The sequence below is a fragment of the Actinomadura darangshiensis genome, assembly GCF_004349235.1.
In the GTDB taxonomy this organism is placed as follows: Bacteria; Actinomycetota; Actinomycetes; order Streptosporangiales; family Streptosporangiaceae; genus Spirillospora; species Spirillospora darangshiensis.
In genome coordinates, this window is the sequence record NZ_SMKY01000264.1 from 1 (window position 1) to 12,301 (window position 12,301).

15 protein-coding genes and 2 tRNA genes are annotated in these 12,301 nt (G+C 71.1%); 2 read left to right on the top strand and 15 right to left on the bottom strand.

What is annotated here, in order from left to right; all coding sequences use genetic code 11:
- Window positions 1–103: 103 nt before the first annotated feature.
- The 8 genes from E1293_RS36675 to E1293_RS36710 all read right to left on the bottom strand — a co-directional run bounded on the left by E1293_RS36675 (window position 104) and on the right by E1293_RS36710 (window position 4,964).
- The gene (locus tag E1293_RS36675; protein ID WP_132203003.1) at window positions 104–685 is read right to left on the bottom strand and encodes a TMEM165/GDT1 family protein; all 582 of its coding nucleotides are present in this window, start codon (window positions 683–685) and stop codon (window positions 104–106) included.
- Window positions 686–885: 200 nt separating this feature from the next.
- Entirely contained in the window at window positions 886–1,953 is a 1,068-nt protein-coding gene (locus E1293_RS36680) for a UDP-N-acetylmuramate dehydrogenase (RefSeq protein WP_132203005.1), read from the bottom strand.
- Window positions 1,954–2,035: 82 nt separating this feature from the next.
- Window positions 2,036–2,461, bottom strand: a complete 426-nt coding sequence (locus E1293_RS36685) for a MaoC family dehydratase (RefSeq protein WP_132203007.1) — start codon at window positions 2,459–2,461, stop codon at window positions 2,036–2,038.
- The gene (locus E1293_RS36690) at window positions 2,461–2,898 is read right to left on the bottom strand and encodes a MaoC family dehydratase N-terminal domain-containing protein (protein ID WP_132203009.1); all 438 of its coding nucleotides are present in this window, start codon (window positions 2,896–2,898) and stop codon (window positions 2,461–2,463) included. Before E1293_RS36690 ends, E1293_RS36685 begins: the two co-directional genes overlap by 1 nt.
- Window positions 2,899–3,086: 188 nt before the next feature.
- Window positions 3,087–3,251, bottom strand: coding sequence for a 50S ribosomal protein L33 (gene rpmG, locus E1293_RS36695; protein WP_067466611.1), 165 nt, complete (start codon window positions 3,249–3,251; stop codon window positions 3,087–3,089).
- Window positions 3,252–3,337: 86 nt separating this feature from the next.
- Window positions 3,338–3,411: transfer RNA gene (locus E1293_RS36700), tRNA-Met, on the bottom strand.
- A 272-nt stretch (window positions 3,412–3,683) separates the two neighbouring features.
- Window positions 3,684–3,756: transfer RNA gene (locus E1293_RS36705), tRNA-Thr, on the bottom strand.
- Window positions 3,757–3,836: 80 nt separating this feature from the next.
- The gene (locus tag E1293_RS36710) at window positions 3,837–4,964 is read right to left on the bottom strand and encodes an acyl-CoA dehydrogenase family protein (protein WP_132203011.1); all 1,128 of its coding nucleotides are present in this window, start codon (window positions 4,962–4,964) and stop codon (window positions 3,837–3,839) included.
- Between the two features lie 79 nt (window positions 4,965–5,043).
- Between E1293_RS36710 and E1293_RS36715 the strand changes: the two genes are divergently transcribed.
- Window positions 5,044–6,075 (top strand): hypothetical protein, encoded by a 1,032-nt coding sequence (locus E1293_RS36715; RefSeq protein ID WP_132203013.1) that lies wholly within the window; start codon window positions 5,044–5,046, stop codon window positions 6,073–6,075.
- On the opposite strand, the gene E1293_RS36720 is transcribed toward E1293_RS36715, so the two are convergent.
- On the bottom strand, window positions 6,072–6,794 hold the full coding sequence (locus E1293_RS36720; RefSeq protein ID WP_243717080.1) for a protein phosphatase 2C domain-containing protein: 723 nt from the start codon (window positions 6,792–6,794) through the stop codon (window positions 6,072–6,074). The two genes, E1293_RS36715 and E1293_RS36720, sit on opposite strands and share 4 nt — an antisense overlap.
- A 163-nt stretch (window positions 6,795–6,957) precedes the next feature.
- Here E1293_RS36720 and E1293_RS48895 point away from each other — a divergent pair, with 163 nt between their 5' ends.
- Window positions 6,958–7,320 carry a DUF4190 domain-containing protein gene (locus E1293_RS48895; protein ID WP_207939306.1) on the top strand — a complete coding sequence of 121 codons (363 nt, stop codon included), beginning with the start codon at window positions 6,958–6,960 and terminating at the stop codon, window positions 7,318–7,320.
- On the opposite strand, the gene E1293_RS36730 is transcribed toward E1293_RS48895, so the two are convergent.
- The 6 genes from E1293_RS36730 to E1293_RS36755 form a co-directional block, all read right to left on the bottom strand.
- Complete coding sequence (locus tag E1293_RS36730) at window positions 7,295–7,990, bottom strand: hypothetical protein (RefSeq protein ID WP_132203017.1); 696 nt, start codon at window positions 7,988–7,990, stop codon at window positions 7,295–7,297. The two genes, E1293_RS48895 and E1293_RS36730, sit on opposite strands and share 26 nt — an antisense overlap.
- The gene (locus tag E1293_RS36735; RefSeq protein WP_132203019.1) at window positions 7,984–8,715 is read right to left on the bottom strand and encodes a MerR family transcriptional regulator; all 732 of its coding nucleotides are present in this window, start codon (window positions 8,713–8,715) and stop codon (window positions 7,984–7,986) included. The genes E1293_RS36730 and E1293_RS36735 overlap by 7 nt, the downstream gene beginning before the upstream one ends.
- A 66-nt stretch (window positions 8,716–8,781) precedes the next feature.
- Window positions 8,782–10,674 carry a Na+/H+ antiporter NhaA gene (nhaA, locus tag E1293_RS36740; protein WP_207939307.1) on the bottom strand — a complete coding sequence of 631 codons (1,893 nt, stop codon included), beginning with the start codon at window positions 10,672–10,674 and terminating at the stop codon, window positions 8,782–8,784.
- Complete coding sequence (locus E1293_RS36745) at window positions 10,671–10,964, bottom strand: DUF6510 family protein (protein ID WP_132203026.1); 294 nt, start codon at window positions 10,962–10,964, stop codon at window positions 10,671–10,673. The genes nhaA and E1293_RS36745 overlap by 4 nt, the downstream gene beginning before the upstream one ends.
- A 28-nt stretch (window positions 10,965–10,992) precedes the next feature.
- Window positions 10,993–11,664: a ferredoxin reductase gene (locus E1293_RS36750; protein ID WP_243717082.1), complete on the bottom strand. Its 672-nt coding sequence runs from the start codon at window positions 11,662–11,664 to the stop codon at window positions 10,993–10,995.
- 8 nt (window positions 11,665–11,672) lie between these two features.
- Window positions 11,673–12,272, bottom strand: a complete 600-nt coding sequence (locus E1293_RS36755; RefSeq protein ID WP_132203024.1) for a sulfite oxidase-like oxidoreductase — start codon at window positions 12,270–12,272, stop codon at window positions 11,673–11,675.
- Window positions 12,273–12,301: the final 29 nt, after the last annotated feature.

Genomic DNA, 12,301 nt, shown 5'->3' on the forward strand with positions numbered 1-12,301 from the left:
GGGGGAGGGGGGCGGGTAGGGCCACGGTCGTACTTCCCGTCCGGGCCCTTCCGCGGCGCGCCCCGCGGACGGCAAGGGCCCTGCCCTCATGGTTCCCGCCAAGTCAGGCCGTGATGCCCTCGAACAGCAACAGGACGCCGAAGACGGCGAAACCGGCCGCCGCGCCGTACTTGATGACCCGCTCCGGCAGCTTGCGGCCGAGCATCTGGCCGACGACGATGGCGAGCGCGTCGGCGGCCACCATCCCCACCGTCGAGCCGAGCCACACGCCGGTCAGCCCGAGGAGGCCGCCGTGGTCGGCGGCGAGGGTGACGGTGGCGAGCATCGTCTTGTCGCCCAGCTCGGCCAGGAAGAACGCGCCGCCGACGGCGAGGATCGCCGACCCGGTGGCGCGCTTGGCCTTGTCGCGCTCGTCGTCGTCCAGCTCGTCGCCGCGCAGCGTCCACAGCGCGAAGCCGATGAACGCGACGCCGGCGATGATCGAGATCGGGCCGGTCGGGAGCGCGGCGCCGAGGGCCGCGCCGAGGGCGACGCTCGCCAGGTGGACGAGCGCGGTCGCGGCCGTAATGCCGATCAGCACCGGGAGCGCCCGGAAGCGGGTGGCGAACGTCATGGCCATGAGCTGGCTCTTGTCGCCCAGCTCGGCCACGAAGATCACGGCCAGGCTGATGAGGAAGGCGGACACCGGTTCCCTCTCGCTCGGATGCCGGGCGAAGGGCGGGGGCTCTGACGCTCGCGACCTCGGCCTGGCATGGCTACCAGGCCGAAGGTCTCGTCCGCCGCGGTCGATGACCGGGCCCGCGTGACCGGGCGCCGCCGGCGGCGCCAGTATGTCGATCAACGCGATTGGGACTACTCCCCCTCGACGCCTCCGACCCTACCGGATCACAGGGTGACGCCGACGAGCACGGGCTCGTTGACGAGCTCGACCCCGAACGCGTCCCGGACGCCGTCGCGCACCTCGCGGGCCAGCGCGAGCAGGTCGGCGGTGCCGGCGCCGCCCGGATTGGTGAGGGCGAGGGTGTGCTTGGTGGAGATCCGCGCCGGGCCGAGCGCATGGCCCTTGGCGAACCCGGCGCGGTCGATGAGCCAGGCGGCGGACGTCTTCACGCGGTCGCCGGTCTCCGGGTAGCGCGGGAACGCCGCGTCCAGGCCGAGGCGGTCGGCGACGCGGCGTTCGAGTTCGGAGAGCATGCCGGGGTCGAGGATCGGGTTGGTGAAGAACGATCCGGCGCTGCGGGTGTCGGGGTCGGACGCGTCCAGGACCATGCCCTTGCCGCGCCGCAGTTCGAGGACGGCGTCGCGGGCCTCTTTCAGCGTGACCCTGTCCCCCGGCTGGACACCCAGTTTGCGCGCGAGTTCGGCGTACGCGACCGGCTGCGACTCCTCGGCCTCGTGCAGCGCGTACGTCACGTCCAGGACGACGTACCGGTCGCTGCCCTTGAAGACGCTGTGCCGGTAGGTGAACCGGCAGGCGTCGCGGTCGAGGGTGACGCAGGCACGGGCCCGGCGGTCGTAGGCGCGGACCTCGACGATCGTCTCGCTGACGTCCTGCCCGTACGCGCCGACGTTCTGGATGGGGGTGGCGCCGACGCGCCCCGGGATGCCGGAGAGGCATTCGACGCCGGCGAGCCCGTCGGTGACGCAGCGGGCGGCGAACGCGTCCCAGTCCTCGCCGGCCTGGACGCGGACGAGGACCCTGTCGCCCTCGACGGCGACGCGTTCGGTACCGCGAGTTCCCACGTGCACGACGGTGCCGGGGAACCCGTCGTCCGACACCACGAGGTTGCTGCCGCCGCCGAGCACGAGGATCGGTTCGCCGCCGTCGTCGGCCTTGCGGACCGCGGCGACGACGTCGGCCTCGGTCGTCGCCTCGATGAAGCGCCTGGCGGGGCCGCCCAGCCGCAGCGTGGTGTATCCGGCCAGGTTCACGTCTTCGGCGAGCACCGCCACGTCGTCTTCCCCTCCCCCTGCGTGCCCTCGGCGGAACCGGCCGGGGCCGCCCCCCGGCCGGTGCGCCGATCCGTTCCGCCGCTCAGGCGAGCTTGACGACCGCCTTCGCGCGCGTGAGGACCTTCTGGTCGTTGGACCTGGCGGTGAGCGCCACGACGACCTTGCCGTCGTCGAGCTTCTCCTCCACCTTGCCGCTGATCTCCAGCGTCGCGCCGCCCTCGTCCGGCACGACGACCGGCGAGGAGAACCGTACCCCGTAGTCCACCACGGCGCCCGGATCGCCGGCCCAGTCGGTGACGAACCGGCCGCCCTGCGCCATCGTGAACATGCCGTGCGCGATCACGTCCGGGAGGCCGACCGCCTTGGCGACGGACTCGCGCCAGTGGATCGGGTTGAAGTCGCCGGACGCGCCCGCGTACATGACGAGGTTCGCGCGGTCGATCGGGAACGTCTGCGCGGGGATCTCGGTGCCGACCTCGACGTCGGCGTAGCTCACCTTGGCGGTCATCAGGCCCCCCGCTCCACGATCGTGTTGTAGGTCTTGCAGATCAGCTCGCCCTCGGTCGTCTTCACGTCGGTCTCGACGACCATCTTCTCGTTGCTGCCGATCGACCTGATCTCGGTGATCGTCGAGGTGCAGACGACGGCGTCGCCGGCGTGCAGCGGCCGGGTGTACTCGAAGCGCTGCTCGCCGTGCACGACCATCGCGTAGTTCAGCCCGAGGTCGGGGTCGGCCAGGCCGGGGTTGCCGAGGGACACCACGATGGGGAAGGTGGGCGGCGCGATGACGTCGGGGTAGCCGGCCGCCTTCGCCGCCTCCGGGTCGCGGTAGAGCGGGTTGCGGTCGCCGATCGCGTCCGCGAACTCGCGGATCTTCACCCGGCTGACCTCGTACGGGTCGCTGGGCGGGAAGCTCCGCCCGATGAAATCACGGTTGAGTGCCATGCAATCCGTCCCTCCAGGTCGAACAGGGCCCGGGCCCGGGTGCCCGCCTGCGCACGCTGGTTCCGTTTCTCCGGACGGACGCTAACAGAACGACGTTCAGCCCGCCCTCGCGGGTCTCACTGCGAGGACGGGCTGATCAGGTCAAGGCAAGCGTGCGAAGAAGCTGCTACCGCGAGGCGCTGGTGGCCTCAGCGGGTTTCCTTGTGCGGACGGTGCGTCCTGCAGTTGGGGCAGTACTTCTTGATCTCAAGGCGGTCCGGGTCGTTGCGCCGGTTCTTCCGCGTGATGTAGTTGCGGTGCTTGCACTCCTGGCAGGCCAGCGTGATCTTCGGCCGGACGTCGGTGGCAGCCACGATGGAGTGCCTTTCTGCGCTGGGGACAAGGAACTTACCGACCCAGGCCTGCTCACCCCCGGGACGGAGGTGAGAGACATGGGTAGTAGCGAGGGCCGGACTTGAACCGGCGACACAGCGATTATGAGCCGCTTGCTCTGCCTGACTGAGCTACCCCGCCGTGATGGTCGGTGTGGACCGGATTGCAAGGATACCGGATGCTCACCGTGCCCTGGAAACACGAAAACCCGAGTGCGGATCGGGGTATCGGTCTCGCGGGCTCCGCTGGACCGCCTCCCAGATTACCGGGTGTGCCGGTGAGCTGCGAAACGTCCTGCTGGGACCGGGTGGGACGGTACCACAGGCCCCGGTATGGAGCGAATCGCGGCGGTCGCCCCGAAGATACGACGAAGGCCGCCCTCCGAGTGGTCGGATGGCGGCCGTGCTGCCGTGAGCCCCTTTACGGAATCGAACCGTAGACCTTCTCCTTACCATGGAGACGCTCTGCCGACTGAGCTAAAGGGGCCTGCGTCGTTCGCGCAGTGAAACCATACACGGCCCCGGCGCATGGTGCGAACCGCTTTGCGCCCCCCGCGTCCGCGCAGGTCAGCGCAGCAGGTTGCGGGCGATGACGAGCTGCTGGATCTGGCTCGTCCCCTCGTAGATGCGGAACAGCCGGACGTCCCGGTAGAAGCGTTCGACGGCGACGCCGCGCATGTATCCCATGCCGCCGTAGACCTGCACGGCGCGGTCGGCGACGCGTCCGACCATTTCGGAGCAGAAGTACTTGGCGCAGGACGGCCCTTGCTTGGTGTCCTCGCCGGCGTCGTAGGCGCGGGCCGCTTCGAGGACCATCGACCGTCCCGCGTACAGCTCGGTCTGGGAGTCGGCGATGAGCCCCTGGATGAGCTGGTATTCGCCGATCGTCTTACCGCCCTGGCTGCGTTCCTTCGCGTAGGCGACGGTCTCGTCCAGGATCCTCTGGGCGAGGCCCACGCAGACGGCGGCGATGCTGAGGCGTCCATGGGCGAGGGACGCCATCGCGGTGCGGAAACCCGTCCCTTCCGTCCCGACCATGGCGGTGGCCGGGACCCGGACGCCGTCGAAGAAGACCTCGGCCGTGTGGGCGCCGCGCTGGCCCATCTTCTGGTCAAACGGGCCGATCGTCAGGCCGTCCGTCCCCTTCTCGACGAGGAACGTGGAGATGCCGCGGGAGCCGGCGCCGCCCGTCCTGGCGAAGACCATGAGGACGTCGGCCTCGGGGGCGTTGGTGATGAACCGCTTGGCGCCGTCGATGACGTAGTCGCCGCCGTCGCGGGCGGCGGTCGTGGTGAGGGCGCTGGGGTCGGAGCCGGCCTCGGCCTCGGTCAGCGCGAAGGAGCCGATGACCTCGCCGGACGCGAGCTTCGGCAGCCAGGCGTCCTTCTGCGCGTCGGTCCCGGAGTGGACCAGGACCTGCCCGGCGATGCCGTTGCTGGTGCCGAACATGGAGCGGAACGCGGGGCTGGCGTAGCCGATCTCGAAGACGAGCCGCACCTCCTCGCCGAGCGACAGGCCGAGGCCGCCGTACTGCTCGGGCAGCGCGTACCCGAACAGGCCCATGTCCCGGGACGTGCGGCGCAGCGGCTCCGGGATCGCGTCGGTCTCCTCGATCTCCTCCTCGCGGGGGACGACCTGCTCGCGGACGAAGCTGCGGACGGCCTTCAGCACGTCGGCGAAATCCTGTGGCTCCATGCCGTCCATTCTAGAACCAGATTCCAGAATGGTGCGCGGGTTCCTCCCCGTGATGCCCGCTGTGCCAGGGTGATCAACCATGTCGCTCCCGAACATCGCCGACCAGATCGTCCGGGCCGCGCTCGTCGAGGACCAGACCTTCGGCGAGTTGCTGCCGCAGCTCATGCAGGCAACCCAGACCGCCTCCCCCGCCGAGCTGAACGCCGCGCTGCCGCGGCTCGCCGAGGGCATCGCCGAGGCGCCCCCGAACCTCGGCGGCTGGCTCGCCGTCGTCACCGGCGCCTGCGTCGAGCAGGGCGCCGACCCGGCCCCCGCCGGCGCGGCCGTCGTCGACCGGATCGTCGACGTCGCCGCGGCCGCGATGGCGTTCGCCGACGCGTGGGAGCAATCGGCCGGCGGCAGGCCGCTGCCGTCCATGCAGGACGAGCAGCCGTCCCAGCAGATCTTCGACACCGTGAGCACCGCTCTGGGCGACAGCGCGGTGACCGCGATGATGTCGTGGTTCGCGCTGCCGCAGTTCGCGATGGCGGGCTGCACCGTCCTGCAGATGGCGCCGTCCGTGCGGGCGGGCATCGAGGACCGCGACTTCCACGCCTTCGCCGCCGGGAAGGCCGCCCAGCACCTCGGTCAGATGGACCACTACCAGGCGCTGCTGCGCGTCCTGGACGGCGAGCGCCTGCTCGTCCTCGACCGGGCGAGCCGGCACGGCTGGACGGTGACGATCGGCGGGATCGGCGACAACTTCCAGCTGCACATGCTGCTCGCGGGCGCGCTGATCGGACGCCCCGGCGGGCTGACCGGTGACCGTCCCGCCCCGGAGATCATCGCGGCCTTCCTGGACGCCGACGCCCCGCCCGGGCCGCCGGTCGTCTCCAGCCCGTGGAACCTCGTCGACGCGCACGGCGAATGGATCTGGAACGAGGGCGTCCCCGCCGACGTCCCGGTGGTGAACGGCACCCGCGTCGTGGTGATCGACCCGCCGTCCTACGAGCGGACGTTCCCCGCCGGACGGCGCTTCCCGCTCATGCCCGCCACCCTCCGCGTCGAGGGGATGCACCTGCCGGAGGACCTCGACGCCTGGTGGCCGCACATCAAGCCGGCCACGCGCTAGAAGCGGACGAAGACGGCGGTGGCGTCGTCGTACCGCTTGCCTCGCGCTCCGGTCGCCGACGCCTCCGCCGTCCTGGTCCGCCTGACCAGCTCGCGCGGGCCCTCTTCGTCGAGGAGGCGGAGCAGGTCGTCCCAGCCCATCTGGCCGAACCGCTCCACGAGCCTGGACGCGCCGTCGCTGAGCACCGCCGCCCGTTTCAGCCCCTCGACCGGCACCTCACCGGTCAGCCCCTCGTACGCGGCCTCGGGTTTCGTGCTCGCCACCCAGAACCCGCCGGCGCTGTTCCGCGACTTCCTGACCCCTTCGAGGGTGTAGCTCGGAAGGTGGTCGACCCGGTCGTCGCGGAAGACCCTGACCTCGCCGACGTCCACCACGATCGGGGAGTCGGCGAGGACGAACCACTCCACCGCCTCGTCGCGGCGCCGCAGCAGCGACACGGTCGCGGACGGGCTGTCCGGGTTCTCCAGGTCGCACGTCCCCGTGTGCGCCTCCCCCGTCACCTTGATCGCCTCCGCCACGAGGTCGGGCAGCGGCTTGCCGTCCTCCAGCGCCAGCAGCGCCGCGATCCGCCCGCCGAGCCGGCGCACCAGCCACGCCGGGTCGTGCCGGCATCCGCTGTCCACCCCTTTCGGCGCCGTCGCCCCGTCCAGCAGCACGACCCACCCCGGGCCGGCCGCCACGAAGTCCTCGTTCTCCCGCCCCGGCGTCGCCTCGCTCACATAACTCACCTGCACGCTTGCAGGTCTACCCCCTCGGACGTCCGGTGCGTGGCCGGTAGACCAAAACCCATGCGCAGACGGGGTGCGGCGACACGTCGGCGAACTTTTCCGCAGCGGATCAACATCTGATCGTCAACAACGATGGCCAGACGCGAGGTGAGCTATGGAATCCCCCGATCGGGGCCCCTACGACTGGGACGAAGACGGGCCGGTCGAGCCGCCCCGCCGCCCTGCGAAAGACGAACCTCATGCCGCTTCGCAGAAGGTGACCTCCGGCCAGGACGGCGCGGCCGGCCAATACAACACGATGGCCATCGTCGCTCTCGCTCTCGGCGTGCTCGGCCTCGTGAGCTGCGCCCTCTTAGGCGCAGCGGCGATCCCCTGCGCCAACCAGGCCATGAGAGAGATCCAGCGAACCGGCGAGCGCGGCCGGGAACTGGCCATGGCAGGGCTCGTTCTGGGGTCGCTCGGCCTCACACTCTGGGTCGTCCTGCTGAGCGTCATGGCCGTCCTCTTCCCCTGGTAATGATCACGACCGGTTCCTGGACGTCCATGAGCAGGGACGGGTCGTCGGCGTAGAAGCGGATCGTCCGGACGTCGGCCCGTCCGCCGAGGGGCCGGACGACGCGGATCGGCTCCCGCAGCTCGACCACCACGTTCGTCTGGGACGCCACCGCCACCGCGAGCCACTCGTCCCGGACCTTGACCATGCCGCTCTCGTTGTAGTTCCGGGAGACCCGGAGCGAGGAGATCCGCGCACGCGGAACCCGAAGGTCGAAGAACGCCCCGTAGCGGATGCGCAGCTCCCCGTCCGACAGCACGTGCGGGCGGGTGACGCATGCGGCGATGACCGCCAGCACGATCAGGATCGAGTACAGATCGATCAGCAGGAAGGCCGCGCGCAGCCCGTCAGGCGCGTCGATGGCCCGCAACAGCATCTCCAAGCCCACGACCTCCACGACCATCGCGAAGAGGAACCCCGCCTGCAGGGCGAGCTGCCCGCCCGAGTACGGGACGCCGACCGCGCCCCTGGGCACACCGTGTTTGCGGCGCGCGACGAGCAGCACCAGGCTGACCATCCCCTTCGCGTCGAACGCCATGATCCTGCGCACCTTCTCTGGCACCAGCCGCCACACGCTGCGGACGGCCGTCCGCCATCCGTCAAAGCGGGCCGCAGCGCGGGCGATCTTCAGCACGCTCGCTCCTTCAGGGTCGTCACCAGCAGCTTGAAGACCTCGCGCTGCGCGGCCGGCATCTCCTCCAACCAGACGGCGTCCAGCCGCTGCCCCGCCAGCAACGCCGCCATCTCCGCCGGTATCCGGCCCGCCAGGTCCTCGGCGATCCCTGCGATGCGCGGGTCGTCCGGAGGCGCGTCCGCGATCTCGTCCAGCCGCGTGTAGATCGCGGCGACGCCCTCGCGCGCCTCCCGGGTGGTGAACGACCGCAGCATCCCGGCGAACCGGGCCCGCTCCTGCTCCCCGGCCGCGGTGTCGACGAGCGCGAGCAGTTCCCGGTCGAACTCGGCGAAGCGCGACCCGGCCGGGAGTTCCCGCAGGACGTCCGCCATCTCGGGCGACACGGCCGAGTCGGGCCGCAGCTCCGCCTCCTTGAGCAGCGCGGCCAGCCGTGTCCGCCGCGTGGCGATGGCCTCCTGCTGCCGGGCCAGGTCGGCGTCCAGTTCGAGCAGCACCTCGCGCAGGTCCCGGCCGCGCTCATCGGCCAGCACGTCCCGGATCTCGTCCAGCGACAGCCCCAGCTCCACGAGCCTGCGCACCCGCGCGAGGACGACGGCGTCCGTCAGCCGGTACTCCCGGTACCCGTTCGCGAGCCGCTCGGGTTCCGGCAGCAGCCCGAGATGGTGGTAATGCCGCACGGTCCTGGTCGACACTCCGACCAGCGCGGCGAGCTCCCCGATCCGCATGCCCTCATTACAAACGTTGACGCGACGTCAAGGTCAACCCGGCACGGGCTCCGTCCAGCCGCATGGTCACCCGCGTGACTTCACCGCCGCGCGTTTGCGGGCGCCGCGGACCGCGGCGGAGAGGGTGGCGATGTCGTAGGCGCCGACGTGGCGTCGTCCATTGATGAAGAACGTCGGGGTGCCGGAGACACCGCTCAGATCGGCCGAGTCGACGTCCTCGGCGATCCGTCCGGCACCGTTGTGGCGGCGCAGGTCGGCACGGAATCGGTCGGCGTCGAGGCCGAGGTCGCCGGCGTGGCGGACCAGGTCCTTCGGTGCCAGCTCGTCCTGGCGGTCGAGCAGCAGGTCGTGCATCTCCCAGAACCGGCCCTGCCCGGCGGCGGCCTCGGCGGCTTCGGCCGCCAGCTGCGCCTGGGGATGGATGTCGTTGAGCGGCAGGTGGCGCCACACATACCGGACGTCCCCGTGATCGGTGAGCAGTTCCCGGATGACCGATTCCGCCTGCCCGCAGTACGGGCATTCGAAGTCCCCGTACTCGACGACCGTGACCGGCGCGCGCGCTGGGCCGCGGATGTGGTCGCGGTCGGGGTCGACCGGCGCGGCCAGGTCGATGATGCTCTGCGCCGTCCCCACCATCGCGCGCAGCCGCAGTCTCGGCGGCAGGAGCGCGGTCGCGCGGACGACCACCCAGGTCACGACCGTGGCGCACAGTGCCGCTGACAGCACGCCGATCTTCGCCTCCTCCAGCCGCGCACCGGTGAAGGACAGCGTCGCGATCAGCAGGGCCACCGTGAAGCCGATACCGGCGATCGCGCCGCCCCCGCCGACCGCCGCCCACCCGACCGGTGGCCGCAGCCGCCCCCGGCTCACCCGGGTGACCAGCCACGAGGCCCCGACGATGCCGACCGGTTTCCCGGCCACGTAACCGGCCACGATGCCGAGCGTGAGCGGCGAGGTGAAGGCGCGGCCGAGGAACTCGGCGCTGATCGTGATGCCCGCGTTGGCCAGCGCGAACAGCGGCACGATCACATAGCTCGCCCACGGATGGATCACCAGCTGGAGCCGCTCGTTCGGAGAGATCGCCGCGGCCACCCCCGTCCGCGCCGACCGGGCGAACTCCGGGGTGGGCTGCTCCCGGAACAGCCTGAAGACCTCCGTGGCGCGCTCCAAATCGTCGCGCGCCGCCGGGTGGGCGTACGTCAGCAGCCCCATGACCAGGCCGACGACCACCGGCTCCACCCCCGCCGACTGGACCGCCGCCCACGCGGCGACCCCCAGCACGACGTACACCCCGATCTGCCGCACGCCGAACGCGCGGACGAGCACGGTCACGGCGAGGATGCCCGCCCCCAGCAGCAGCGGCGGCAACGCGACGTCCCCGCTATAGACGATCGCGATCACCACGAGCGCGATGACGTCGTCCACGACGGTGGCCGTGAGCAGATACGTGCGCAGCCGGACGGGGAAGGAACGTCCGACCAGCGCGAGCACCCCCAGCGCGAACGCGGTGTCGGTCGACATCGCGACGCCCCAGCCGTGCACGGCCGGCCCCCCGGCGTTGAAGGCCAGGTAGACGGCCACCGGCACGACCATCCCGCCGACGCCGGCGGCCAGCGGCAGCGCGAACCGCCGCCGGTCCCGGAGCTCCCCCATGTCGAACTCGCGGCGCGCTTCGAGCCCGACCACGAAGAAGAACACCGTCATCAGGCCGCCGTTGACCCACTCCCGCAGGTCCTGCGCCAGGCCGGCGTCCCCGAAGCGGACCGACAGCCGCGTCTCCCACACCCGCTCGTAGGAGGACGCGTCCGCGTTCGCCCAGGCCAGCGCGGCGAGCGTCGCGACCAGCAGCACGACGGCACCGCCGGTCTCGGTGCGCAGGAACTCACGGAGCGGCGTCCGCAGGTTGCGCGCCCACGCCGTCCGGTCGGCGAACGGCTGCCCCGCTCGGCCGTCGGTCACTCGCGCTCCTCGCCGGATGGCAGCTGGACGCGCAGCGAGACGGTCCCGGTGAGATCGATCCAGGCCGCGTCCGGCGTCCGGACGAAGCGCAGCACGACATGGCCGCATCCGGGGCAGCGGGCGACCAGCCCCGGCGCCCGGTCGTACACGCGCAGCCCGGCGATCGGGCCCGCGAGCCCGCAGTTGACGCACCGGCCGGTGGCCGCCGTGACGTCCACGGCGAACAACTCGCTCAGGGGCCCGGCCAGCGCGTTGCCGTCCACCCGGGGCGGGTCGTCCCGCTGGGGCATGTTCATCTCCATCAGCCTCCGCTCAGCCTCAGCCGAACCGTTCGGTCTTGATCCGCCGCGGATCGTGGCCGCGGGCGAGCAGCAGATCGGCGGCCGACTCCACGAATCCCGTCGGCCCGCAGATGAAGCAGTCGCAGTCGGCGGGACCGTCCTCGAAATCGGCCGGGGCCAGCCTTCCCGGCGGACGCGGCCAGCCTTCGGGGGCGAGCCGGGTGTAGACGTGCGTGACGTCCAGACCAGGATCGGATCGCCGCAGCTCGTCGGCGTAGTACACGTCATCGGGCGTGCGCGTGGAGTACACCAGCCAGAACCTCGCGCCGCTCCCGGCCAGCCGACGAGCGCGGATCATGGCCATCAGCGGCGCGATGCCGGAACCGCCCGCCACGAGCAGGACGTCCCGTCCCGAATCGGGCCGCCACACGAACCAGCCGCCCACCGGCCCGCGGATCTCGACCGGATCACCGACGCGAATCACGTCGGTCAGGTATGGGGACACCTCGCCGTCCGGGATCCGCTGCACGGTCAACTCGACCCGGCCAGGCGCGGAGAGCGAGTAGCTGCGCTGCGCGGTGTACCCGTCCTCGGCGGTCAGCCGCACGTCGACGTGCTGACCGGCCAGATGGCCCGGCCAGTCCGGCACGTCGAAGACCAGCGTGCGGGCGGTGCCGGTCTCCTCATTCGTCCCGGCCAGCCTCGCCACGCGCCACGCTAGTCGCCCTGATACCGCTGCTCGCGCCATGGGTCCCCGTAGTCGTGATAGCCGGCGGTCTCCCAGAAGCCCGGCTCGTTCTCGGTCAACAAGTCGATGCCCCTGACCCATTTCGCCGACTTCCAGAAATACAGGTGCGGCACCAGCAGCCGAGCCGGTCCACCGTGCTCCGGCGCCAATTCCTCGCCGCCATAACGATGGACGATCCATGCCTGCCCGTCGAGCAGATCCTCCAGCGGCAGGTTTGTGGTGTACCCGCCGTAGGAGTGGACGAGCGCGAAATCGGCCGTGGTCTCAACGTCGGCCAGCAGGACGTCCAGCGACACCCCCTGCCAATCCGTCCCCAGCTTCGACCACTTGGTGACGCAGTGGATGTCCACCCTCGGCGTCTCGGACGGAAGGTCCAGCAGGTCCTGCCACGTCCACCTGTGGCGGTGCCCGGTCTCCGTGGTGACGGTGAACTCCCACTCCTCCACCCTGACGCGCGGCGTAGGCCCCGCCGACAGCACCGGGAAGTCCTCGGTCAGATACTGCCCCGGCGGCAACTCAACCGCGGACTCGCGCCGCCGTCCATGAAACCCAGGCGAAACGATCCCCATCCCAACCCCCTCACCAAGCCACACCTGTC

What these genes read in the sequence shown, in the direction of transcription:
- E1293_RS36685 (WP_132203007.1), bottom strand. Translation starts at nt 2,461, where the DNA reads ATGACCGCCAAGGTGAGCTACGCCGACGTCGAGGTCGGCACCGAGATC.
- E1293_RS36690 (WP_132203009.1), bottom strand. Translation starts at nt 2,898, where the DNA reads ATGGCACTCAACCGTGATTTCATCGGGCGGAGCTTCCCGCCCAGCGAC.
- E1293_RS36710 (WP_132203011.1), bottom strand. Translation starts at nt 4,964, where the DNA reads ATGGAGCCACAGGATTTCGCCGACGTGCTGAAGGCCGTCCGCAGCTTC.
- E1293_RS36715 (WP_132203013.1), top strand. Translation starts at nt 5,044, where the DNA reads ATGTCGCTCCCGAACATCGCCGACCAGATCGTCCGGGCCGCGCTCGTC.
- E1293_RS48895 (WP_207939306.1), top strand. Translation starts at nt 6,958, where the DNA reads ATGGAATCCCCCGATCGGGGCCCCTACGACTGGGACGAAGACGGGCCG.
- E1293_RS36735 (WP_132203019.1), bottom strand. Translation starts at nt 8,715, where the DNA reads ATGCGGATCGGGGAGCTCGCCGCGCTGGTCGGAGTGTCGACCAGGACC.
- E1293_RS36745 (WP_132203026.1), bottom strand. Translation starts at nt 10,964, where the DNA reads ATGCCCCAGCGGGACGACCCGCCCCGGGTGGACGGCAACGCGCTGGCC.
- E1293_RS36755 (WP_132203024.1), bottom strand. Translation starts at nt 12,272, where the DNA reads ATGGGGATCGTTTCGCCTGGGTTTCATGGACGGCGGCGCGAGTCCGCG.